This window comes from Phyllobacterium ifriqiyense, from assembly GCF_030817885.1.
Taxonomy (GTDB): Bacteria; Pseudomonadota; Alphaproteobacteria; order Rhizobiales; family Rhizobiaceae; genus Phyllobacterium; species Phyllobacterium ifriqiyense.
Map to the genome: position 1 here is coordinate 273,965 of NZ_JAUSZT010000001.1, position 23,412 is coordinate 297,376.

A 23,412-nucleotide genomic window follows, 5' to 3' on the forward strand; every position below is an offset into this window, starting at 1 on the left:
CCTTCCTAAGATCCTAACAGAGCGGCCGCTGTGACAACGCTCTGCGCGATATCAGCAATCTTCCGCTTTTCGTTCATCGCGGTTTGCCGCAACAATGAATAGGCTTCATCTTCCGACATTGAGCGGGATTTCATCAAAATGCCCTTGGCGCGATCAATGATTTTTCGCTCCTCAAGGGCGCTCCTGGCCTCAGCCAATTCCTGCTGCAATCGACTGAATGCCTTGAACCTGCTGACCGCCATATCAAGAATGGGCTTTACCCGCTCTTTCTTCAGCCCATCGACAATATAGGCGGAAACACCCGCCTCTACCGCTGCTTCAATGGAGGAGCTATCGGACCGGTCCACAAACATGGCAATAGGCTTGCGAACGGATCGGGTCAGCTGGAAAAGATGTTCCAGCATGTCACGGTTCGGCGTCTCGATATCGATAACAATAACATCGGGCCCGATAATCTCGATCTGCCGGGCAAGACCGACAATATCATGCAAAACAACAACCTTATCATGCCCGGCTTCGCGCAATCCTTCCTCAATAATTGAGGCGCGGATGCGATTCTCGTCGAAGATCATTATGGACAAAGCGGCAATCATGCCTGAATTTTGCGCATGCTTGAAAATTGTGCAAGTCTGACATTAGGACGCAGCACTAAAGTTTAAGGGCAGTCGCGCTCGAAGGTGCGTGATGCCATTAAGTTGCGAAATCCCAAGCGATTTCCTCAATTCTTCCTTAGCGCAACGAGCCGCGACCGCTGGAATGCCAGCCCTGAAATCAGCGCCAGAGCACCCAATATTACGGCAAGTCCGATGCCACTGGCGCGCCAGCCCCATGCCGATATTGCCGGGGTGCTGATCAGAGGCGACAGGAATTGGCCAAGGAAGACCGATCCCGTCAGCAGCGCACCGGTTTTTCCCCGTTTATTGGAAGAGGTTGCGCTTAAGGAAATCGCCACGAATCCTGGAATGGCCAGGGCGTAGCCCGCGCCAATGGCTGCACAGCCGAAAAAGACTGCCACTCCAGCTTTAACTGTCACAAGGGTCGCAAAACCCATAGTCATCAGACCAAAGCCGCAGGCCCAATTGCCAGCATAACCAATCGCCTCGCGAAGACGCGGATAATAGAGAGCCGCCGCCCCGCCCGCCAGCATGAGCGTTCCCAGCGCAGCGCCGGTCATGGCGGGCGATGAATAACCTTGCCCTGATAAAAAGAAGGGCAATTGCGTGGGCATGACGAAGAACAGCATGGTCACGACCATTTGACCAAGAGCAAGCAGATATATAAGCGGCTGGGTCTTGCCTGCGTTGATCGAAGAAAGGTTTTGTTCAGCCGGCATGCTGGACGGTGGATCGACAATGACCCGCCAGAAGAATGGCATGACCAGTATAGGCAGCGCATAGACCGCAAAGGGAAACCTTGGCCCCATTGTGGCAAGCAGGCCAGCGATCATGATGAAGACAAAACCACCAAGATTGCGGGCAGAAACCTGGGCGCTCGTAACAATATGCAACGTTTTGCCGGAGAAATAATCGCCCAGCAATGCCGATTGCGCAGTCATGATCATGGCAAGTGCAATACCAAGGCACAATCTGCTGGCCATGATCAATGGCAGTGTCGGAAGGAACAGTCCGGCGCTTCCCGAAATGATAAACAGGATCAACCCCGCCAGAAGCATTGATCGCCGGCTCGCTCTATCGGCAATTACACCGCACCACGGCGCGAAGAGCACGACCGCCAGGGATGGGGCGGGAACCAGCAGGCGGATCAAAAAGCTGTAAGTTTCATCCCCCGCAAACTGCGTTTCAAGACCGGGTAAAGCGGGGCTGATCGTAGCGGCGGTCATCACTGTAAGCGATGCAACCAACATCAAGGCCACAGCGCGCGGATCGCGGCGGATCGGCCGTTCTTCAAGTTCATTTGTCAGCTGCATTTTTATCGTCTCCATTGTCTTTTTAATCAGGAACGCGCATCATACGAATTCAAGTCAACTTGAGGTCAAGCATGAAATTTCTCGACATTGGAGAGGTTGCCAGCGCAAGCGGATTGCCCGCCTCGACGCTACGATATTATGAGGAACAGGGCCTTATCGCTTCCGTAGCCAGACACGGATTGCGACGCCAATATGAGCCGGACGTGCTCAAGCGGCTTGCTCTGATCAATATGGCCCGCACAGCGGGATTTCTGCTTAGTGATGTGGCTGATATTCTGGGCCGCAACAGCGAACTTGCGATCCCGCGTGACGAATTGCGAACGCGCGCCGATGCTCTGGATAAAAAGGCGCAGGAGATAAAGGCTTTGGCGGGGATCATGCGCCACGTGGCAGAATGCTCCGCCCCGTCACATTTGCAATGCCCCACATTTCAAAAGCTGCTGCGCGTGGGAACCAAATATCAGTCCCGCATACGCAAGCAGAAGCGCAAGGAACCTAGAGCTGCCTGACAAAATGGTTGGCTCTCAGATCGCGTGACGAACCTTACGGCGCTGGGCGGTCGCTTTCTCCAACCACCAGTTCCATTGGCCATATGATGCCGGATTTGACCGCAGGATAATTGTTTTCAAAAGCAGGCATTGTCGAAAGCAATGTTTCGGCCAGCTTGATGCCAAGATCGCGAAGCGACAGGCGGAAACAGGTCAGCGTTGGCGATAGAAAGCGGCTTTGCGTACTTTCGCGAAATCCTATGACAGCAATATCCCGCCCCGGATGAATACCCATCTCGTAAAAGCGCCGGTAGAGCCCTATCGCCATGTTTTCATTGACCAGAACGACGGCTGTCGGCATGGGTTTTTGCTCAAGCATAGCGCAGGCAACCTGATAGCCGCCTTCCTCATTGCTGGGCGCGGCCAGAACCAGATCCGGATTGAACTCGATGCCGCCCTTTGCCAGCCCTTGCCTGTAGCCGCTCAGAAATACATGGCCAAGATTGACATCGCTATTGGGAACGCCAACGGCGATGCGCTTGTGTCCAAAGCCCACCAAACGCGTAACTGCGGTGATGGCCGTGCCCTCAAAATCAAGATCGATCCACGGAAATGAGCCGTCGGCAGCGCTGCGCCCCAGCGCCACAAATGGAATCTTCCGCTCCAGCAGAAATGGGATGCGCGGGTCCTCCCGCATCGTTGCCGATATGATCAAGCCATCGACGAAGCGCCGTCCGACCACCCGGTTGAGATAAACGCCCGGATCCTCATCTGTCCCGCATAACAGCGCGACAAGATCGAGCTGATGCCGCCGGAACACCGATTGCACGCCTCCAAATACCGGCATGAAAAAGAAGCTATCGCCGATTTCCGCTGTTTCAACCGTCGATTCGATCATGAATCCGATTGTGTTCGTCGTGCCCTGCCGCAGGCTGCGTCCGGATTGGTTCGGCACATAGCCAAGCGTCTTGGCAGCTTGAAGCACGCGCTCACGGGTTTCCGGATTGACATCGCTCTTGCCGTTCAGCGCACGCGAGACCGTCCCGATGGAAATATTCAGATGGCGGGCAAGGTCCCGAATGCTCACGCTTTTCTCCCGGCTAAAGAAATTAACAAGACCCCTGGCAGGCATATATTTTTCGGTGAAGTTTGCGAGCCTGACATTGGCGCAAGTGCCTGCAGACGCACCGGATGCAAATGTCAAATTCACTCCACCAACGATTCGATGTGAGGGTCCTTCCCACATAAAACACCGAAATAAGGGATTGACAAAAATAATTCGCCATTCTTAGATCGTAAACGTTTACGGAAGCGTTTTACAACCGATTTTCTCGGTTTATGGCGAGTTTCTGTAGGGAGGAGCAGGAATGCAAAGTGCCGTTTTAGTCGGTTGCGGAGCCATGAGCAAAGCGTGGTTCGAGGCGGTTCGCACCATCGGCGACATTGAGATCGTCGGCGTGGTCGATCTTGCTGCAGAGCGTGCGCAAGCACGTATCGCAGAATTTGGCCTGACCTCGGCAAATGCATCCAGCGATCTGGCAGCCACGCTTGCGGGCACCAAACCCGATTTGCTTTTCGACATTGTTGTTCCGGCCGCCCGTCATGCCACCGTAGCAGCGGGACTTGCAGCCGGTTGCCACGTGCTTTCCGAAAAACCCATGGCGGAAACAATGAACGAGGCACGCGATCTCGTTCATCGTGCCGAGGCCGCCGGACGCATCCATGCCATCGTGCAGAACAGGCGATATCTCGCGCAAATTCGCCGCATCCGCCGGTTGATCCAATCCGGCGCTATTGGCGAAGTGACAAGCCTTCATTGCGACTTCTTTCTTGCTCCCCATTTTGGCGGCTTCCGCGAGGAAATGCGCCATGTCCTGTTTCTTGACATGGCAATCCATACTTTCGACGCAGCACGCTTTCTTGCCGATGACGCCGCCGATGCGGTCTATGCGCGCGAATGGGAACCCAGCAATTCCTGGTACGCTCAGGGATCATCCGCTGCCGCAATCTTTGAATTCTCCAATGGAGCCATTTTCACCTATCGCGGCAGTTGGTGCGCCGATGGCATGCGCACAAGCTGGGAAAGTGGCTGGCGCATCATTGGCAGCAAAGGATCAATTGTCTGGGATGGACATGATGACATACGGGCCGAAGCCGTCACCTCCGGCAAAGACGGCCTGTTTTCCGGGGTGACCGCAGTCGAGATACCTCCCCTCGATACGTCTGATCGCGTCGGCGGTCACCTCGGAGTGATGCAGGATTTCATCGCGGCGACCCGCGGTGGCCCGCGACCGGAAACCGCCGGAAAAGAGAATATCAAAAGCCTTGCCATGGTCTTCGGCGCTATCGATAGCGCCGAGTCCGGGCGGCGCGTCGAAATTACGTTCTGAAGGAATATGAGAATTGAGTAATCCAGCCACAGCCATTCGCATCGGTACAATGATCAAGGGCAATGCGCCCGACCCTGCGGCCTATGTGAAAAATATCTTGCCGCATGGTTTTGAGAGTATCGAACCGTTTTTCTGGCAAGTGATGAACAAGGACCTGCCAACGCTGGCGGCGCAATTGAAAGACGCCATCGGTGATGCCGATGTTACCATTTCAACGCTGGGCATGTTTGGCAATCCGCTGGAAGATACGGAAATAGACCGGGAAACGCTCAAGGGCTGGGAGGCGTTGATCGATAATGCCCATCATTTCGGCGCAACGACCATTGCCGGATTTACGGGTCGTATTCGTGGAAAGCCGATAGAGGAAAGCCTGCCGCAATATAAGCGGGTCTGGTCTGAGCTTGCCAGGCGAGCAGCCGATAAAGGCGTTAGGATCGCCTTTGAAAACTGCGCCATGGATGGCAATTGGGCAAGTGGTGACTGGAATATCGCCCATAATCCCGATGCGTGGGAAATGATTTTCAATGAAGTGCCCGCGGAAAATATCGGACTTGAATGGGAGCCCTGCCACCAGATGGTCTATCTGATCGACCCATTGCCGCAAATCCGCAAATGGGCATCGAAGATATTTCACGTGCACGGCAAGGATGCGACGATCCGCTGGGAAGTCATTCGCGAGCACGGGATTTTCGGTAAGGAAAAATTTGTCTTCATGCGCTCACCGGGTTTCGGCGACACAAATTGGGTGGACGTCATTTCCGAATTGCGCCTGGCCGGCTGGTCGGGTTCCATCGACATCGAAGGCTGGCATGATCCCGTATATCGCGATGCACTGGAAATGACCGGCCAGGTCCATTCGCTCAATTATCTGAAACAGAGCCGTGGCGGTTCATATATCGCCAATCCCTGAATTCGACTGGCCAACCCCGCCATTGAGAAGCAGGGAAGCCGGACCAACCCCAAGAGGAGGAAGCAATGAAGCCTATTCTAAAATGGATAACAGCCGCGTCCCTGCTTATGACCGGCGCGGCCGGAGCCGAGCCGGTAACGCTGGACGTATGGACCATCGACCGCCCGGACCAGTATATGTATCTGGTGAAGGATGAGTTTGAAAAATCCCATCCCGATATCAAGCTGAACGTCAAGACAGTCCAGTTCCGCGACATGGTCAATGATCTGGCGCGGGCAACGGCAACGGGCGAGTCTCCGGACGTGACCTATATCGACAATCCCGAGGTTGCTCTCTTTGCCTCCCGCGGTCTGCTGCTTGATCTCACGCCGATGCTTGATGAATCGAAAGTCATCAAGAAGGAGGATATTTTCCCCGGGCCGCTTTCCTCGGTCAGCTGGGACGGGAAAATCTATGGTGTGCCGCGCGGCGCAAATACAATCGCGCTCTATTACAATGCCGACATGTTCAAGGCCAAGGGGCTTGATCCCGATAATCCGCCGAAAACGTGGGATGAGCTTTACGATGCAGCCAAGAAGCTGAGCGACCCGGCCAAGAACGTCTACGGTCTGGCATTTTCGGCCGTGGCCACCGAGGAAGGCACGTTCCAGTTTCTGCCTTGGTTGCAAATGGCGGGCGGCGACTACAACAAGGTGAATACTGAAGGCGGCGTCAAGGTTCTCGACTTTTGGGGCAAGCTGCTTGATGAAAAACTTGCCTCGCCGGATACGCTGATCCGCAGCCAATATGACTCAACCGGTACGTTCAATTCCGGCAACGCCGCCATGGCGATCTCTGGTCCATGGGAATTGCCGCGCATGAGCCGCGACGCCAAGTTTGACTATCGGGCGGCATTGCTCCCGGTCCCGCAGGAAGGCGCCACACGCGCATCTGCATTGGGTGAAGGCGACAATGTCATCCTTGCCAATAGCGATCATCCGAAAGAAGCATTCATTCTCCTCGAATTCCTCTATGGCAAAATGCCCGATGTCTGGAACCGTTTCGGCTTTCTGCCAGCAGCAAATATCAAGTCCAACAATCCCAATACGCCTGCGATTTACGGGGTCTTCGAAGAGAGCATGAAATATGCTCGCAATCGCGGACCGCACCCTGAATGGCCAAAGATTTCCAAGGCCATCTACACTGCAATCCAGTCATCGCTGACCAAGAAAAGCGATGCAAAGACGGCGTTGGATACCGCGCAAACCCAGATCGACAGTATTTTGAACTGATAAATTGCGCTTCGCTTTTTTCCTTCATGCGAAAGAGCGAAGCCTATTTGTTCGGCGGCGAGCGGAGGACGCTATGCAAGGCATTATGAGAACCATCCGGGACGGCAGCGGTTTTGATATCCTGCTGCTCGGGCTAGCCCTCATTTATCTGATCACCTTCTCGGCTTTTCCGATCATCTACAATATTATCATGTCCCTGCAGACTGTGGACATGTTCACGATCACTTCGTTCAACCGGCCTTTTGTCGGCCTGCAAAATTATTACGACATTTTCTCACAGCCCATCGCCGGTTCTGTCTTCTGGAACACTCTGAAATTTGTGGTGCTGTCGATTGTTTTCCAATTATCCATCGGGTTCGGTCTCGCCCTCTTCTTCCAGCAGGATTTTCCCGGCGCCACCTATCTCCGCGGCTTGTTTCTTGCCGGATGGATCATGCCGGCTCTTGTCGTCGGTGCCATCTGGAAATGGCTTTTCGCCGGTGACTTCGGCGTCATCAACTATGCGCTAACCGCGCTGGGACTTGCGGACGAGCGCATCTTCTGGCTTTCCGACCCGGATGTTACTCTCTACGCCGTGATAATCGCCAATGTCTGGCTCGGTATCCCGTTCAACATGCTGCTGCTCTCAGTTGGGCTTGCAAGCATACCGCGTGATGTCTACGAGGCCGCCGAACTTGATGGCGCGGGACCTTTCGAGCGGTTCCAATCCATCACATTGCCGCTGATGCGTGCCCAGCTCGGCGCAGTCATTTCTCTCGGCGTCATTTTCACATTGCAACAATTCGACCTGATCGCGGCACTAACGCAGGGCGGCCCCGCAGACAGTTCCAATGTCGCGCAATATTGGTCCTGGCAGCTTTCCTTCCAGACCTATGAAATCTCGCTCGGCAGCGCCGTCTCCGTCCTCATGATCATTTTCGTCATCATCGTAGCGGCAGTCTATGTCCGCTCCACCCGTCACGAACACAGCTATTAGGACGGAAAGATGAAACGCACGATTCTCCTCCTCATTGGCCTGTTTATAACGGCGATCTATCTCTTCCCGCTCTACTGGATGTATCTGACAGCGCTGAAAGGCGGTACGGAGATCTTCCGCTATCCACCAACCTTCTGGCCGAGCGATCCGCAATGGAACTTCCTGAATGTCTGGAAGAGCCGGGATATGGGCCGCTATATCTGGAATTCCCTTTTGATCGCCATGGGCGTGACGTTTCTCGTTACAATGCTTGGAACGGGCTGCGCCTATGTGCTGTCCCGGGTGCGCAATATCTGGATGGATCTGGCTCTGTTTGCGATCCTGATGATGCAAGTCCTGCCCTCATCCTTGATGGTGACGCCCATATTCGTGATGTTCAACCAGATCGGGCTTCTCGCCAGTCCGAGATTTGCAGTCATTCTTGCGCAGACCGCCAAGATGCTGCCTCTTTATATCGTGCTGTGCCGCGCAACCTTCGTGCAGGTACCACGAGAACTGGAAGAAGCCGCGCTCGTCGACGGGTCATCGCGCATCGGTGCCTTCTTCCGCATCATGCTGCCATTGGCCCGCAACGGTATCCTGATCACCTCCGTGCTGATCTTCCTGCAATCCTTTGGTGAATATGTCTATGCGCGCTCGCTGATCGCCAAGAATGAGCTACAGACTGCGACCGTGGGTTTGCAGACCTTCATGGGGCCGGAGGCCAATGACTGGAACGGCATCATGACATATGCGGCCATCTATGTGACGCCGATCCTTATCGCCTTCATGCTGTTGCAACGACGTATCGTCAGCGGTCTCACCGCCGGCGCGCTCAAGTGAGGTCAACCACCATGCTCCAGATCGAGATCGACCACCTGAACAAGCATTATGTCGGGTTTCATGCACTCAAGGACATCAATATTGCCATAAAGCAGGGTTCGTTCGTAGCCTTGGTCGGGCCATCCGGCTGCGGCAAGTCGACATTGCTGCGCACCCTGGCGGGGCTCGAAAAGATCAGCTCCGGCGATGTGCGCATTGCTGGAACCAGCGTTGTCGGCAAACCGCCGCGCGAGCGCGATGTCGCCATGGTGTTCCAGTCATACGCGCTCTATCCGCATATGGATGTCGAGCGCAACATGAACTATTCGATGCGCCTGAAACGCCGCCCGAAGGATGAAATTTCGGAGCGGACACGCGCTGCCGCCGATACTTTGGGGCTTGGCGGTCTTCTGGACCGTTTGCCCAAGGCGCTGTCAGGAGGACAACGGCAACGCGTAGCCATGGGTCGGGCCATCGTTCGCAATCCGAAGGTCTTTCTGTTCGACGAACCGCTTTCCAATCTTGATGCCGCATTGCGGGTCCATATGCGCGGGGAAATCCGCAAGCTCCATGAGCGGCTGCAGGCGACATCTGTCTACGTCACCCACGATCAGGTCGAGGCAATGACAATGGCCGATCATGTTGTGGTGATGCGCTCCGGCGTGGTCGAACAGCAAGGCAGCCCTCTGGATCTTTACGATCACCCTGGCAATAAATTTGTTGCCGGGTTCATCGGTTCGCCCGCCATGAATTTCCTGCCGGCGACGGCAGAGGCTGATGGCAAGATCGTCTTCAACAAGGATAGCACGCAGTCTATCCAGTCAAACTTCCATATCGAGGCGGGCCGGAAGTTATGGGTCGGTATGCGACCCGAACATCTCTCGCTTCAGGCCGGTTCTAACGATGTGGAAATTGATGCCGTTGTAACCGGTATCGAATCCACCGGCAGCATGACTTTCGTCGTCCTCGATGTTGCTGACCAGCCGGTAATCATGGCCCATAGCGGCAGACCCGGAAACGGCAAGGGTGAGAAAGTCCGCCTGCATATTTCTGCGGACAATCTCCACCTCTTTGACTACGAGACAGAATTGGCCATCACGTCGACCCGGACGACTTGAAGGCGAGCCTTGGAATAGCCACGTCGCTTTTGCTCATCAGCCAGAATATGGCCGGAGCAGAAGCGACGGCAATCCCCGCTGCGATCGAAAAGAAGACCGTATAGCCCAGATGCTCGGCGATCCAACCGGCACCGAGGCCTCCTACCATGCTGACCATCCCGTCCATGCACTGGAAAAGCGTAAAGTCGACGCCAGCCTGTTTCGGATCAGACCAGCCCATGAACTGCGAATAGAGGGCTACGAAACCGACCGACATCACGCCGGAGGAACTGGCAATGGCAACCGCAATGATAACGGGCTTTGATGCGGTGCCATCGAAATTGAAGAAAGCGAAGGCGAAAAGGAGAGCGGCCTGCACGAGGATCGTCAGGATCAGCACAAAGCTTGCTCCCCATAGTCGAACGAGCGCGCCGCCAAGAAGAGCCCCGCCGAAACCAACCAGCATGCTCCCAAGGCCATTCAAAACCCCTATCGTCGCAAGATCGAAACCATAATCGATGAGGAAGGGACCAAGCATGGATAGTCCCCATTTCTGTGCGGCAACGTAAATCGCCGCGATCAGAAGGCCCTTTCTGATCTGCGGGCGTCGCAGCGCCACCATCAATGACGGCGCATGATCGCGAATCTCGACGACCGAACGCGCGGGTGGCCCGAAAATGAAAGGCAGGCCGAGAACAAGCACCCCAAGCGCCATAAGATATACCGCTGGGCTCCAGCCCATCCTGTCAACGAGAATGAGAAACAGCCCTGCTCCGATTGCAGAACCGAGATAGGCGCCGCCAACCTGGGCGGCGTTTCCCCAGCCATGATGTTCCTTTGCCAGCGATTCCACCGCATAGCCATCGCAGGCTATGTCCACGGTTGAGGTTATGAAGGCAATGAATGTCAGGCAGAACAATACCGGCATCAGCGGTGAAGGTCCGATCAACCCCATGGCGGCAAGACCGGCCGCGCAAAGAAGTCCTCCGACGAGCACGATCAATTGCGATCTGTTGCGCCCGACCGGCGGCAGTCTGTATCGCTCTACATAGGGTGACCAGAGGAATTTTAACGCCCATGGCAGGACCGTCAGATATAAAAGTCCTATCTGGTCAAGCGGCAGACCCTGGTCCCGCAACACCGCCGGGAGTCCCAGCATCGTCAACCCGCCAATAACGCTCTGCGCCACATAAAGGCCGCCAACTGCGACAAAGACCAGTACCGGAGAAGGATTGGATAATTTCGCCATCAGAAACGATACCGCATGCTGGCAACAACCTTCCTGCCTTCATCGAAATAGCAGAAACCGGTGGTGCAGATTTGCTTGACCTCATTGAGGAGATTGGTCGCATTGACCTGCAGGCGAACATTTTCGAGGGCTGAATCCAGCTTGCCGAAATCATAACGGATGGAGGCATCGACAAAGGTTCGGTCCTTGTTGTCGAGCACCGGCGTATGGACATTATCGCCGAAACTCGAACCGACATAGCGCACGCCTGCCCCGACTCCGAGCCCGTCCAGCGGCCCATCCTGGAAGTCGTAATTCACCCAAAGCGAGGCTGTGTGATAGGGGGAGGAATTAAGCGTCTTGCCCTCCGTCTCCGGCGTCAGCCGGGTTATCTCGACATCATTATAGGAATAGGCGGCGATGAAGCTCAGCCCATTATCCATCGACGCTGTCGCCTCAAGCTCGAAGCCGCGGGATTTGAGATCAAGCTGCCTGAGCAGATTGGTGCCCGACGAGGTTTCGTAAACCGTGGCATTCTTCTGGTCGATGTTGAACACCGCAGCGGTCAGCAGGATATTGGTGTCGGGCACGGCATATTTTACGCCGACTTCCACCTGCTCGCCCAATGTCGGGCGCGCCTGCTGTGCAACGCTTCCGACGGTTTGGATCACGCCGGGATTGGCCACGAATGATGTGCCATAACTGACATAGGGCGTCAGCCCGAATGGTGTGACATAGGCCAGCGCGATACGTGCGGTTGTTTCGCTATCGTCGCGTGCATAGCTGTCGCCGCCGGGCGTATATTCGCTGTCCACCCAGTCATGGCGCACTCCGGCTGTAAGCCGCCAGGCATCATAAGCGATCTGGTCCTGGGCATAAATGCCGACGGACCGCTGCCGCTGCATCTCCTCATAGGTGATTTCCGGAACATAGGTATGATCGTCGGTGAAGTTATCCGGCCCGCTGCCCTGCCGGGCGGTATATTTCATATAGCTGTAGTCAATACCGGTAACCAGTTGATGCTCGAGCGCTCCGGTGTCGAAATCGCTCTTCAGATAAGTGTCGGTCGCGAGGCCGCTATTGTCCTCATAGCCAAGACCGGGAAAATTCTCGAAGACCCATTCCTGACGCATGGAAAGGTCCGAGTAGCGCAGCTTGTGGTGAAGTGTCACCGAATCGCTGAGTGCCTGTTCCAGCTCATAGCCTATGCGCCATTGCTTCTGGCTGAAATCATTGAACCGGGCATCGCCGCCATATTCAGGCGTCGCGCCTATGGAAGTGCCGCCCGGACCATATTTATTGATGTAGCCCCACGTTCCACCGGTCGTGCTATCCATATATTCGCCCAGAACGGTCAGTTTCGTGCCGTCATCCGGTTGCCATGTCAAAGCAGGCGCTATGAACAGCCGGTCGTCCTTGACCGCATCGATCTCATTTCGCGCGTCACGGGCAACGCCAGTCAGGCGGTAGAGAAGCGTATTGTCCGCATTGACCGGCCCTGAAAAATCAAAGGCACCCTGCACCCGGCCATAGGAACCATATTGGATCTCGACCTCGCGGAGTCTTTCTTCTGTCGGTCGTTTCGAAACAACATCCACGATCCCGCCCGAACTGCTCGCTCCATAGATTGAAGCTGCCGGGCCCTTCAAGGTCGTGATCGCCTCCAAACCATAGGGTTCGAGCCGGAACAGCCCATTGGGACTGCTGATCTGGCGCAAACCATCGCGAAATACACCCGTATAGGTCAGATCCATGCCGCGAATCTTGAAAGCATCGAATCTCGGTTCAGCGCCGAAAAGGCCGCCGCGTACACCGGGCGTATAATTCAGCGCTTCGACGAGATTTTGCGGCTTGATGTCCTGCAACTGCTTCTGGGTGACTGTGGAAAGTGAAACCGGTGCCTGCGCCACGGGCGTATCGGTTTTTGTCGCGGTTCGGCCAGACTTAGCCACATAACCATCGGATTCGATAATGCCGTTGACGCCTTCGGCGCTGCCATCAATGACGATCGTATCCAGCGTGATGGAGCCATTGGCCGCCGGTTGCGTTCCGGGTGCCGCATTCGTCGTTTGTGCCTGCACCATACCACCGGATGCCAGCAGCAGCACGCTGCCAAGGGCGGTTGATGCGAGCCAGCCGCATCCCGTCTTATCGTTCATATCAGTCATCTGGGACCCTTTATCATTCACGTCTTGCGGGGCACTGCCTCGCCTTTTCCACATCCACTGAAAGCGCAATGTAATCTTGACTCTTCCACTCATCTTTCCGTTAGGACAAGCCGGTTGAGTTTGCAACTATAAGTGGACAGTAGCGGTAGACTTTTTGGGGATTGGCACAGGTTCCGCTTTTTTAAAAGGTCCGGCAGGGTGTTTTGCGCGTCTGAAGCGCCGCGAATTTGGGGGCCTGTCACATGGACTTCACAGACAAGCGTTTAACTTGTCCGAACGATGCCTGACCCGAAAGCGGGAACGCGTTGGTAAGGCACTGATGCCTCCTTTCCGCCCTTCCCTGTGATTCATCAATGTAACGAGAAGACTATTGAGAGTAGCAAATACCCTGCATCATGGCCGGTTTCTGGAATGCTTGAAGGCTCTGGAAAGCAGCGATGGCCTTACCCGCCAACAACTGGCCGACCGATTGTCATTGCATCCCGTATCGATTGGGTTGCTTCTTCGCAGATTGATCGATGAGGAGTTGGTCGTGGGCCGGGTCATCCATTCGGGCAAAACACGCGGGCGACCGGTTACGACCTTCTTCATCAACCCGGCCGGATCAGATTCGCCCGCCGCAAAACAGGAAGCCTTACAGCGTGGTGGCAGCGCGCGATGCCTGATCATAGGCGCCTGAAAGGAAACGCAGAACTGCGGCTATCTCCGAAAGGGTTTCTTCTGGAGGGCGCGCATTGATCGTTGACGCTACAAATAAGCGTTCCCGTATCTGGGCATAACGCGCGCAGGCGTCGGAGCCTTTTTCCGTAATCCTGATAGTTTTTTCTTTGGCAATTTTACCGGTGCTGACCAAGCCGGCCGCTTCCAGTTTGCGAATGGCGTATGTGGCGACATGGGTGTCTTCAATATCGAGCACCAGGCAAATGTCCGCCAACTTCTTTTCCCGGTCTCGATGGCGTACCGAATGGAGTATGAGAATTTCTGTTGCTGAAAGCCCCGGCAGTCCGGCAGCGGCCATGCATCGAACCATCCAGCGCGAAAAGGCATGGGAAGCGAGGATCAAACCATATTCTACTTCGGAAAGACCAGGGGAACCACCATCGGCAAGATGTGCCGAAGACACGATGGGGCCGATTGACGTTACAGGCTTGAGATGCTTTGGCAGTGCTGTCGCAAATTGCTCTTTCTCTGCGTCATCATTATCCTGCGGCCCGGCCATCATATCTGCCCCCTTTTAATGACTTTATATCATCATTTTATCGATATATTGTCAATAATAATGGGCAGCATGCCTGTTACCTGATCAAGGCTTGCTCGACAATCTTGGCTGGAGATGGTGTTTTGATCCGGGGAAAGTCATAGGCGTTTACTTTCGAGGTCGCATATCCCGCCCCCACCAGCGCCTCGGCGAGTTTGACTGCGGCGGTAACGCCATCAATGACGGTAAGACCGGTCGCAATGCTTAGCCGCTCGCACAAGGCTGACATTCCGGCGCAGCCAAGCACAATCGCTTCGGCGCGATCTTCCAGCTTCGCCTTATGAATCTGAATGGTCAAAAGCCGCTCTGCCTCGGCAGGATCACTGTCCACCCCAAGCACCGGTAGGTCGATTGCACGAACATTGCGGCAATGGCGATCAGCGCCATAGGCTGAAACCAGATCTTCAATGATAGGGATGGAGCGGGGCAAGGTGGTAATGACTGTAAATCGGCGGCTGATCGTCATTGCCACCTGCACCGCAGCCTGACAAATGCCCACAACAGGACCACGCGCAATTTCCCGTGCCGCATGCAGTCCCGGATCATCAAAGCAGGCGATGACATAGGCGTCGACACCCTGCGCTTCGCCTTTGACAATTTCCGACAACATGCTCGGAACCGCCATTGCCTCGTCTGTGCCGCCCTCGATGCTGACGGGTGTATCCAGCGGATTGACGGCAGTCACGCGTGTTGTCGGGTTGGCAACCCGCATTGCGCTCTCAAGCACCTGGGCAGTCATGGAGGCCGTTGAATTTGGATTAATCAGATGAATATGCATGGTTCAGTTCCTTCACCGCGTCAGTCGCGCCGGGATTTAATGAAATCAGAGATTGACGGGGGTTCGAGAACGAACTGTCGGTCAGATGTGATGTAATTATCAGCGTGAAGGCGGGCGATGGGCTGATAGACTTCAGGATTGACATAACGCCCTTCGGCATCGAGACAATCGCGGCGGACATGCATGTGCACGACCTCACCGAGAATGAGCACGCGGCGCGGATATTCGATCAGGCGTTCCACACGGCATTCTAGTGAGCATGGGGCGGTGGCCACATAATTAGCATCGAGCTTGGCGCATTTTTCTGCCTGAAGGCCCGCCATTTCCAATTCATCGATCTCGCTGTCAAAGCCCAAGCCGCAAACAAGCATTTGCTGGGCAATGGTCATATCAACCATATTGACGACGAACTCGCCGGTGCGGCGAATATTGATCATGGTGTCTTTTTCTTCACCAGATTGGCGCGGTTGCACACCAAGAACCACGATAGCTGGATCATGGGAGAAAACATTGAAGAAGCTCATGGGCGCCGCATTGCTGTGTCCAGCTTGCGAGCGGGTGGTGACCAATGCAATTGGCCGTGGACCGATAAAGTTGGTCAACAGACGATACCGGCTGTCCGGTTCCAATGTTGTAAAGTCAAACTGCATTGCAACCTCCCCTCTCTATAATTATCGTGTACAATTTCTAGTAGTAATTGTCTACAATTATGCAGACAAAATAAGTTGACATTTTTCGTTATGATCGCGAATGTCTGTGTTCAAGAGGAGGCGCGCAAATGACTGAACAAACAGGGGTTTCTGCACAGGATATTGTTGAACGTGTCTGGCTTTCCATCGCCGAGCGGCGGCTTCGTCCAGGCGTCCAGCTTAAAGAAGGCCAGCTCGCAGCGATTTTTGATGTCAGCCGCGCACGCGTCCGCCAGGCTCTTGCCGCGCTGGAGCGTGATGGCCTTGTGACAATCATCCCCAATCGCGGTGCCTTCGTTTGCCAGCCATCCGTCGAGGAAGCACGCGACGTATTCTTCGTACGAAGAGCGGTCGAAAGGTGCATCGTAGACCGGCTTTGCAAATCCATCTCCAAGGCCAATGTCACAAGACTGCGAACCCACGTTGCCAAGGAAAGAACCGCCAACGCCCAGAACATCACGACCGATATTATCAAATTGTCCGGCGGCTTTCACTTGCTGCTTGCCGAAGTTGCCAGTTCCGACTTCCTCTTTGCTACGATGCGCGATCTGATTTCCAGAAGCTCGCTGATTACGGCAGTCTACCGCAATACCAATCGCTTCAATTGCGGCCCGGACGAGCACGCGGATATTGTTGAAGCGATTGCCCGTGGCGATCCAGAGACTGCGACAAAGCTTATGGAGCATCATCTGGAACATGTTGAAACCGAGCTTGACCTGAGCGAAATCCGCGACCAGCCTCATGATCTGAAGTCCGCCCTGGCATAAATACCCTGTCTCATAGCGCCACGGCGGCTTCACGTTCATCGACCAGATGACAAGCAATGCGGGTGCCATTGCTCAACATGCGCACTTCGGGAATTTCCACTGAGCATCGCTTTGTTGCAATCGGACAGCGCGGATGAAATGTGCAGCCTGAAGGCGGCTTGAGCGGGCTTGGCACTTCACCGCTGGCGGGTGCGCGATTTCTGTTCGGGTTCTGCACATTCGGGATCGTTTGCAGCAGAAGCTGCGTATAGGGATGGCGGGGGTCGGCGAAAAGCTTTTCCGTATCGCCCTCTTCCACGATCCGGCCGAGATACATAACGGCAATGCGATCCGACATGTGCCGGACGACGCTCATATCGTGGCTGATGAAAAGATAAGTCAGGCCAAGTTCGTCCTGCAATTTGCGCATGAGGTTGAGAACTTGGGCCTGAACAGACACATCGAGTGCAGAAGTCGGTTCATCGCATACGAGAAATTCCGGTTCGCTGGCGAGCGCGCGCGCAATCGATATGCGCTGTCGCTGTCCGCCCGAAAACTCATGTGGAAACTTTTCGCCATCGGAGATCGACAGGCCGACAATCTGAAGCAATTCCTCAACGCGATCCGCAATCTCTGCTCGTGTCTTCAGCAACTTCAATTCACGCAGGGGCTCGGCGACAATGTTCTTGACGCGCCAACGCGGATTGAGCGATGCAAACGGGTCTTGGAAAATCATCTGCACGGAAAGAGGCGCGCCCTGCGCGCCGGGTGCAAAGCGAAGCGCACCGCTGGTTGGCCGGTGCAATCCCGTCACAAGGCGCGCAACGGTGGATTTGCCGCAACCGCTTTCGCCGACAATGCTCAGGCATCCGCCGGCAGGCACGGTAAAGCTGATATCATTGACGGCATGGAGATATTGACGCGGTTTCCTCTCCAGCACGCGGCTGAGCCATGGCGCGGAAACATCAAATGTCTTGACAAGGCGCTCTGCGGTAAAGGCCGGCATTTTTTGTTGAATATCCATTATGCAACTCCTCCCGCATTCAGCCAACAGGCGCTCGCACCAGCACCGGCCGGGATCAGAACCGGCTGCTCGCGGGTACAGCGCGGACCAGCCGATTTGCAGCGTGTGTTAAAGGCGCAGCCATCAGGAATGGCATCAAGCCGTGGCATGGAGCCATCGATCTGGTTGAGCCGTTCGACCCGGGCAGCAAGCGCCGGAATGGAAGCCATAAGGCCGCGCGTATAGGGATGTTTTGATGCGTGCAGCACCTGTTCCACCGGACCGACCTCGATCAGCCGCCCCGCATACATGACCGCTACCCGGTCCGCGGCTTCAGCAATGACGCCCATATCGTGGGTGACAAGCATGATCGCGGTTTGCTTTTCCTTGCACAGTCGGCGCAACAGGGAAATGATCTGCGCCTGAATGGAAACATCAAGCGCCGTTGTCGGCTCATCGGCAATGATCAGCCGGGGCGACGCGGCGATTGCCAAGGCAATAACCACTCTTTGCCGCATGCCGCCGGAAAACTGATGCGGATAATGATCAACACGCTCGGAAGGTGAAGGAATGCCCACCTCGCCCAGCAGTTCAATCGCCCGTGCTTTCGCCTGTGCCTTGTTCATATCCAGATGTTGACGGATTGTTTCGGTCAACTGCGCGCCGACCGTGAACAGAGGATTGAGTGAGGTCAGCGGGTCCTGAAAGATCGCGCCAATCTTGCGCCCCCGAATCTTCTCCATCTCATAATCGTCGAGCGTGTCGATCCGCCGTTGTTCGAGCCAGATTTCGCCACCGCTAATATGGCCGGGCCGTTCCAGCAGTCCCAGTATGGACAGACCGGCCATCGACTTCCCTGCGCCGGACTCGCCTACCACACCAAGGATTTCGCCAGCCCTTATGTCGAGGCTGACATCCGAAAGCGCGGTGACCGTGCCATGGCGGCCGGGAAATTCCACCCTGAGGTTACGAACGTCAAGAATGAGTTGACCGGCTGCTTCACCCATTTGCGTTGCTCTCCACTGGATAGCTGGAAGGAAATATCTCGGATAGCGGCGGATGCGCCCAGCTTCGTTCCGGATATTTTGCGACAAGGCGGTCAAACTGTTCCTGCGCCTGTATCTGCGCGGATTCCATGTCGATACCGGCAACCTTGCCGCCAAGCATTGAAAGTCGTCCGTCGACAAAGGTCGCGCGCGTTATCTTGCCTGATCCGCCTGTGACAATAGTTGTGATCGGGTCAATTGCCGGTGTCATGATCACATCATCAAGGCCAAACACCGCAATATCCGCCCGCGACCCCGGTGATAGCTGGCCAATATCCGTTCTGCCCAATGCCTTTGCCCCGCCAAGGGTTGCCGCATCAAAAAGATCAGCAGAACGCACACGGTCCGGCACGCCATCATTGATGCGGGAGGTTATCAAACCGACCAGCAGGTTCATCAACATATCGGCAGGCGCCGTATCGGTACCCATTGCGATATTGATGCCCCGGCTGCGACAGGCCGAGAAGGAATTGAGCGTGTTTCCGCCACGAGCTGAAACCAGCGGGCAATGAACGATGGAAACATTGTTTTCCGCATAGAGACGCAAGTCTTCTTCAGTTGCGTTGGTCGCATGCGGCGCAATCAGCCGCTCACTCAGCAATCCATGCTTGGCAAGCCAAATGGGTGCCGTCGTGCCATGCAGCGCCCGCACTGTTTCAACTTCCATTATGCCCTGCGCCATATGCAGGCGTATCTTGCAGCCAAGTTCCTTCGCAGCAGCGTCCGTGCGCTTGAGCAATTCTATTGTACAGGTTTCCACCCGATCCGGCGCAAGCATGCCGCGCACAAGATCGGCGCCCCGCCCCGAATGCTCTGCGATAAATCGCACTGCATCGTCCAAACCGCGTAGCCCGCGTTCTTCATCAAAGACGGGAATGATCTGGCCCGGACTTTCCAGCACCATGCCGCCAGCACGATAGGCAGGGCTGAGATAGACCCGCAGACCCATTTCCTCCGCCGCATCTGCCGCAGCTTCGAATTCGGCGACTGTCTCGCTCCATTCGCGATAGAAAAGCGAAGCGATGGGAGCCGCCGTCGTTATGCCGTTCAAAAGCAATTGTCCAAAGGCAAACCGCTTTTGAAAAGCCATTTCCTCCGGCGTGTACATTTCATAGGGGCCGGCTTCAACATAGGATCGCGGCCAGACACGGCCCTTCGCCCAACCGGGATGGTTGTCGATACCCAGAATAGTCGTATCCAAATCGGACAAGGCGTCCAGATCGATCAGTCCCGGGCTGATCAAAGCCTTTCCAAAATCGACGCGGCGTGCCACCTCGCCCGCAAAATTATGGCCGACGAAAAGCACCTTGCCATCTTCGAACACAACCTCTCCCTTGCGGAACAGGCGATGAGTGCCATCGCTATGACCAAGCACCCAATCGGCGGTCAGCAATGTCCTGCCTGCCAACCTGACGCCGAGTTGCAAACTATCCAGATTTCCTGTCATGGCATATCCACAATGGCTTGACCGGCGCGGGCTGTCACGCGCCCGCGCTTGATAACCAATGGACGCGGCGCCACGTCAACAACAGCATGGGCAAGCGTCTCGCCCGTAAGCAATGTCATGTCCGCATTGCATCCAATGTTCAGGCCATATCCTTCGATCCGCATGACATCAGCACCACCCTGCGAGACAATGTGCAAGACATGCTCCAACTCGTGATCTTTCCGCATTCCGTTTTTCATGCCGATGATCTTGGCACGGTCGAGCATATCGGGCTGGCCCCAAGGCCCCCATGTGTCGCGAATGCCATCGCATCCGCCGCCAACCCGAACGCCTGCTTCCTTGAGCCTCATGACGGATGGCACTGTCGCTGATGGCGCGCCGGTTGTAAGGATTGCCACATCCAGCGCGGCTAGCTCATCAATCAGTTTGCCGACGCGCAGATAATCATTCATGCCGAGCGCGAAAGCATGACTTATGGCCACTTTTCCCTGCATGCCATTGGCACGGATACGCTCGAAAATCAGCTCCATCGTGAAGGCGCCAAGATCGCCTGTCTCATGGAGGTGGATATCGATTGGCCGCTGATGCTTGACGGCCAGAGCAAATATTGTGTCCAGCTGCCCCTTGGGATCGCGGTCAATGCCGCATGGGTCGATGCCGCCCAGAACTTCACAGCCCTGCGCAAGCGCCTCATCAAGCAGTTCCTTGGTGCCCGGCATGACCATGAGGCCGGATTGCGGAAATGCAACAATCTCGATGTCGATAATATCGCGCAGTTTTTCGCGCGTTTCCCAAACGCCCTCGACAATGGAAAGCCCATGGGTGGGATCAATATCGACATGGCTGCGTATATGGGTTGCGCCGTGCGCTGCCAGGCCGATCGCATGACGCATGGATTGGCGATGCGGATCAATCCCGATCTCGCTGCGGTTTTCCCGCTCAAAGTCGATACGCTCGCGCAGAATCGCCGCGCGATTGTTCACATGCCAGGGCATGCCCCAAGTGGTCTTGTCGAGATGGGTGTGCGCATCGATAAGTCCGGGGATAACGATAGAGTTGCCCCCATCTTCCACCGCCATGCCAGGCTTGGGCTCGAAACGACCGAAACCGGAAATTTCACCGTTCTCGATAAGGATGTCGCAGGTCTCGCCAGCCATGGGTCGCACATTGCGCAGCAGCAAATCGGTCATAAATCATCTACCTCAATTTTGGATTCAGGGCGTCACGCAGCCAATCGCCGATCAGATTAACTGCAACGACGAGCAGGCACAGCTGAAGCACCGGGAAGAGCACGATCCACCAGGAACCGGAAAACAGGAACTGATTGCCGATACGGATCAAAGTTCCGAGTGAAGGCTGGCTTGGCGGCATGCCGATACCGAGAAAGGAGAGTGTGGCTTCCGTCAAAATGGCCATGCCGAAATTCAAGGTGGCGGCGACGAGCACGGGCGTGAGCGTATTTGGGAGAATATGTTTGCCCATGATCCTGCGCGCAGGAACCTTGATCAGCCGTGCCGCATGCACATAATCCTTGCCGCATTCCACAATCGTCTGGGCGCGTACGGTTCGCGCATATTGCACCCAAGCCGACAGAGCTATCGCAAATACCAGCACGGCTGAGGCGCCCATCTCGCGAAGGTCTGCTGGCAACATCTGCCTCACCACTGTCGAAACCAGTATGGCAACTAGAATAGTAGGAATGGACAGCGTTATGTCGCCTATGCGCATCAGAAGATTGTCTATGAAACCCTCGAAATAACCGGCTACCAGACCCGCGCTCATGCCGATCAGCAAGGAGAGCGCCACGGATGCTATGCCGATGAAAATGGAAATCCGCGTCCCGTACAAAATTGCCGAAAGCATGTCGCGGCCCTGCGTATCGGTTCCGAGCAGATAGGGCCACTCGCCACCTTCCTGCCAATAGGGCGGAAGCTCTGCTTTCCACATGTCGAGCTGCGCACCATCATAGGGATTTTGCATGGCGATCAGCGGCGCGAAAACCGCCGTCAGAATGAGCACCGCCAATATGACCGCGCCCGCAATTGCAACCTTGCTATGCTTGAACGACCACCACAGGTCACTGTTGCGAATGCGCTTGTGCAAAGGCGGTCGCGCCGGTCTTGGCAATTTGGGTGGCTTGGTTGCATCAATGGTCATTGATCCGGTCTCTGCTCTAGCGTGTGCTGCGCAAGCGGGGATCGATCACTGCATAAGCAATATCCACCAGCATGTTCAGAACAACGAAAATGAAAGAAATGATGCACAGATATGCGGCCATGACCGGTATATCGATGAATGTCACCGCCTGAATAAACAGCATACCCATGCCCGGCCACTGGAACACGGTCTCGGTGATCAGGGCAAAAGCAATCAACGAACCAATATTCATGGCGGTCATGGTGACGACGGGCATCAGGCAGTTTCTCAAGGCGTGCCGGAAATATATCCGCCAACGGGGGATACCCCTCGCCCGCGCAAACTTTACAAAGTCGGAGCGCAACACTTCCAGCATTTCGGCGCGCACCAGCCGCATGATGAGTGTAATCTGGTAAAGCGACAGCGCGATTGAAGGCAGGATAAGTGCCAGACGCCCCGATGGCGTAAGAAGCCCCGTCGACCACCAGCCAAGTTTTACCACGTCACCGCGCCCGAAAGCAGGCAGCCAGCCCAGACTGACCGAGAAGACCAGAATAAGCAGGATACCGACAACAAAGCTCGGTAACGACACGCCTACAATGGAAATGAACTGCAATCCCTCAGTGTACCACTTGCCGCGCTTGATAGCTGTCAGCACGCCAAGTGGTATTCCAAGGACAAGAGATATCAATGTTGCCACCAGCACAAGCTCAAGCGTTGCTGGAAAACGGTCGGCAATCAGCGTCAGAACATCCTGTCCGTTGCGGTAGGAAATTCCGAAATTGCCCTGCGCTGCATTGACGACGAAGCGAACATATTGCGTTGGCAAACCATCATTAAGACCAAGCCGCTCGCGCAGCTCGTTCCTGTCTGCCTGCGTCATCTGTTCGTTCGCCATCAACTCAACCGGATCACCTGCGAGCCGGAAAATCAGGAAGGCGAGCATGGCTACTGCGAGCATAACCAGAATTGCGTTTCCTAAACGCCTCACAATAAAAACCAGCATATAGTGCGCTCCCTATCCGTCCGCCTCGCAACTAACGAAGCCGACCG

General features: G+C 55.3%; 23 protein-coding genes. 9 read left to right on the top strand and 14 right to left on the bottom strand.

What is annotated here, in order from left to right:
- Nucleotides 1-5 precede the first annotated feature (5 nt).
- Both QFZ34_RS01205 and QFZ34_RS01210 read right to left on the bottom strand, forming a co-directional pair.
- A complete protein-coding gene (locus QFZ34_RS01205; protein WP_115053782.1) occupies nucleotides 6-593 on the bottom strand; it encodes an ANTAR domain-containing response regulator in 588 nt (195 codons plus the stop codon).
- A 125-nt stretch (nucleotides 594-718) separates the two neighbouring features.
- A complete protein-coding gene (locus QFZ34_RS01210) occupies nucleotides 719-1,927 on the bottom strand; it encodes an MFS transporter (protein ID WP_307275761.1) in 1,209 nt (402 codons plus the stop codon).
- Between the two features lie 71 nt (nucleotides 1,928-1,998).
- Here QFZ34_RS01210 and QFZ34_RS01215 point away from each other — a divergent pair, with 71 nt between their 5' ends.
- A complete protein-coding gene (locus QFZ34_RS01215; protein ID WP_115053780.1) occupies nucleotides 1,999-2,436 on the top strand; it encodes a helix-turn-helix domain-containing protein in 438 nt (145 codons plus the stop codon).
- A gap of 34 nt (nucleotides 2,437-2,470) precedes the next feature.
- On the opposite strand, the gene QFZ34_RS01220 is transcribed toward QFZ34_RS01215, so the two are convergent.
- Nucleotides 2,471-3,502, bottom strand: coding sequence for a LacI family DNA-binding transcriptional regulator (locus QFZ34_RS01220; RefSeq protein ID WP_307275766.1), 1,032 nt, complete (start codon nucleotides 3,500-3,502; stop codon nucleotides 2,471-2,473).
- 280 nt (nucleotides 3,503-3,782) lie between these two features.
- Between QFZ34_RS01220 and QFZ34_RS01225 the strand changes: the two genes are divergently transcribed.
- From QFZ34_RS01225 to QFZ34_RS01250, 6 genes are all read left to right on the top strand, one after another.
- Nucleotides 3,783-4,805 carry a Gfo/Idh/MocA family protein gene (locus tag QFZ34_RS01225; protein WP_307275768.1) on the top strand — a complete coding sequence of 341 codons (1,023 nt, stop codon included), beginning with the start codon at nucleotides 3,783-3,785 and terminating at the stop codon, nucleotides 4,803-4,805.
- Between the two features lie 13 nt (nucleotides 4,806-4,818).
- Entirely contained in the window at nucleotides 4,819-5,715 is an 897-nt protein-coding gene (locus QFZ34_RS01230; RefSeq protein WP_307275771.1) for a sugar phosphate isomerase/epimerase family protein, read from the top strand.
- Nucleotides 5,716-5,780: 65 nt separating this feature from the next.
- Entirely contained in the window at nucleotides 5,781-6,986 is a 1,206-nt protein-coding gene (locus QFZ34_RS01235; protein ID WP_115053777.1) for an ABC transporter substrate-binding protein, read from the top strand.
- Between the two features lie 73 nt (nucleotides 6,987-7,059).
- Nucleotides 7,060-7,962 (top strand): carbohydrate ABC transporter permease, encoded by a 903-nt coding sequence (locus QFZ34_RS01240; protein ID WP_307275776.1) that lies wholly within the window; start codon nucleotides 7,060-7,062, stop codon nucleotides 7,960-7,962.
- A gap of 9 nt (nucleotides 7,963-7,971) precedes the next feature.
- Nucleotides 7,972-8,784: a carbohydrate ABC transporter permease gene (locus QFZ34_RS01245; RefSeq protein WP_115053775.1), complete on the top strand. Its 813-nt coding sequence runs from the start codon at nucleotides 7,972-7,974 to the stop codon at nucleotides 8,782-8,784.
- A gap of 11 nt (nucleotides 8,785-8,795) precedes the next feature.
- Nucleotides 8,796-9,881 (top strand): ABC transporter ATP-binding protein, encoded by a 1,086-nt coding sequence (locus tag QFZ34_RS01250; protein WP_307275781.1) that lies wholly within the window; start codon nucleotides 8,796-8,798, stop codon nucleotides 9,879-9,881.
- Here the strand turns inward: QFZ34_RS01250 and QFZ34_RS01255 are convergent.
- Both QFZ34_RS01255 and QFZ34_RS01260 read right to left on the bottom strand, forming a co-directional pair.
- Nucleotides 9,859-11,109 carry an MFS transporter gene (locus QFZ34_RS01255; protein ID WP_307275787.1) on the bottom strand — a complete coding sequence of 417 codons (1,251 nt, stop codon included), beginning with the start codon at nucleotides 11,107-11,109 and terminating at the stop codon, nucleotides 9,859-9,861. The two genes, QFZ34_RS01250 and QFZ34_RS01255, sit on opposite strands and share 23 nt — an antisense overlap.
- Nucleotides 11,109-13,247, bottom strand: a complete 2,139-nt coding sequence (locus QFZ34_RS01260) for a TonB-dependent siderophore receptor (RefSeq protein WP_370878661.1) — start codon at nucleotides 13,245-13,247, stop codon at nucleotides 11,109-11,111. The genes QFZ34_RS01255 and QFZ34_RS01260 overlap by 1 nt, the downstream gene beginning before the upstream one ends.
- A 379-nt stretch (nucleotides 13,248-13,626) precedes the next feature.
- On the opposite strand from QFZ34_RS01260, the gene QFZ34_RS01265 reads away from it, so the two are divergent.
- Entirely contained in the window at nucleotides 13,627-13,935 is a 309-nt protein-coding gene (locus QFZ34_RS01265) for a helix-turn-helix domain-containing protein (RefSeq protein WP_307275790.1), read from the top strand.
- Here the strand turns inward: QFZ34_RS01265 and QFZ34_RS01270 are convergent.
- The 3 genes from QFZ34_RS01270 to QFZ34_RS01280 form a co-directional block, all read right to left on the bottom strand.
- Entirely contained in the window at nucleotides 13,891-14,478 is a 588-nt protein-coding gene (locus QFZ34_RS01270) for a winged helix DNA-binding protein (protein WP_307275792.1), read from the bottom strand. The two genes, QFZ34_RS01265 and QFZ34_RS01270, sit on opposite strands and share 45 nt — an antisense overlap.
- Nucleotides 14,479-14,551: 73 nt before the next feature.
- Nucleotides 14,552-15,292 carry an aspartate/glutamate racemase family protein gene (locus QFZ34_RS01275; RefSeq protein ID WP_307275795.1) on the bottom strand — a complete coding sequence of 247 codons (741 nt, stop codon included), beginning with the start codon at nucleotides 15,290-15,292 and terminating at the stop codon, nucleotides 14,552-14,554.
- A 20-nt stretch (nucleotides 15,293-15,312) separates the two neighbouring features.
- A complete protein-coding gene (locus QFZ34_RS01280) occupies nucleotides 15,313-15,942 on the bottom strand; it encodes a flavin reductase family protein (protein ID WP_115053770.1) in 630 nt (209 codons plus the stop codon).
- 128 nt (nucleotides 15,943-16,070) lie between these two features.
- On the opposite strand from QFZ34_RS01280, the gene QFZ34_RS01285 reads away from it, so the two are divergent.
- Complete coding sequence (locus tag QFZ34_RS01285; RefSeq protein WP_115053769.1) at nucleotides 16,071-16,748, top strand: GntR family transcriptional regulator; 678 nt, start codon at nucleotides 16,071-16,073, stop codon at nucleotides 16,746-16,748.
- A 10-nt stretch (nucleotides 16,749-16,758) separates the two neighbouring features.
- Here the strand turns inward: QFZ34_RS01285 and QFZ34_RS01290 are convergent, their stop codons facing one another.
- Genes QFZ34_RS01290 through QFZ34_RS01315 form a run of 6 tightly spaced genes read right to left on the bottom strand, consistent with a single transcriptional unit; the run spans nucleotide 16,759 to nucleotide 23,365 of the window.
- On the bottom strand, nucleotides 16,759-17,751 hold the full coding sequence (locus QFZ34_RS01290; protein ID WP_115053768.1) for an ABC transporter ATP-binding protein: 993 nt from the start codon (nucleotides 17,749-17,751) through the stop codon (nucleotides 16,759-16,761).
- A complete protein-coding gene (locus QFZ34_RS01295; RefSeq protein ID WP_307275806.1) occupies nucleotides 17,751-18,737 on the bottom strand; it encodes an ABC transporter ATP-binding protein in 987 nt (328 codons plus the stop codon). Before QFZ34_RS01295 ends, QFZ34_RS01290 begins: the two co-directional genes overlap by 1 nt.
- The gene (locus QFZ34_RS01300; RefSeq protein WP_307275808.1) at nucleotides 18,730-20,223 is read right to left on the bottom strand and encodes an amidohydrolase family protein; all 1,494 of its coding nucleotides are present in this window, start codon (nucleotides 20,221-20,223) and stop codon (nucleotides 18,730-18,732) included. The genes QFZ34_RS01295 and QFZ34_RS01300 overlap by 8 nt, the downstream gene beginning before the upstream one ends.
- A complete protein-coding gene (locus tag QFZ34_RS01305) occupies nucleotides 20,220-21,413 on the bottom strand; it encodes an amidohydrolase family protein (protein ID WP_307275811.1) in 1,194 nt (397 codons plus the stop codon). Before QFZ34_RS01305 ends, QFZ34_RS01300 begins: the two co-directional genes overlap by 4 nt.
- 7 nt (nucleotides 21,414-21,420) lie before the next feature.
- Nucleotides 21,421-22,380 carry an ABC transporter permease gene (locus tag QFZ34_RS01310; RefSeq protein WP_115053764.1) on the bottom strand — a complete coding sequence of 320 codons (960 nt, stop codon included), beginning with the start codon at nucleotides 22,378-22,380 and terminating at the stop codon, nucleotides 21,421-21,423.
- Between the two features lie 16 nt (nucleotides 22,381-22,396).
- Nucleotides 22,397-23,365, bottom strand: a complete 969-nt coding sequence (locus QFZ34_RS01315) for an ABC transporter permease (RefSeq protein ID WP_115053763.1) — start codon at nucleotides 23,363-23,365, stop codon at nucleotides 22,397-22,399.
- Between the last annotated feature and the right edge of the window lie 47 nt (nucleotides 23,366-23,412).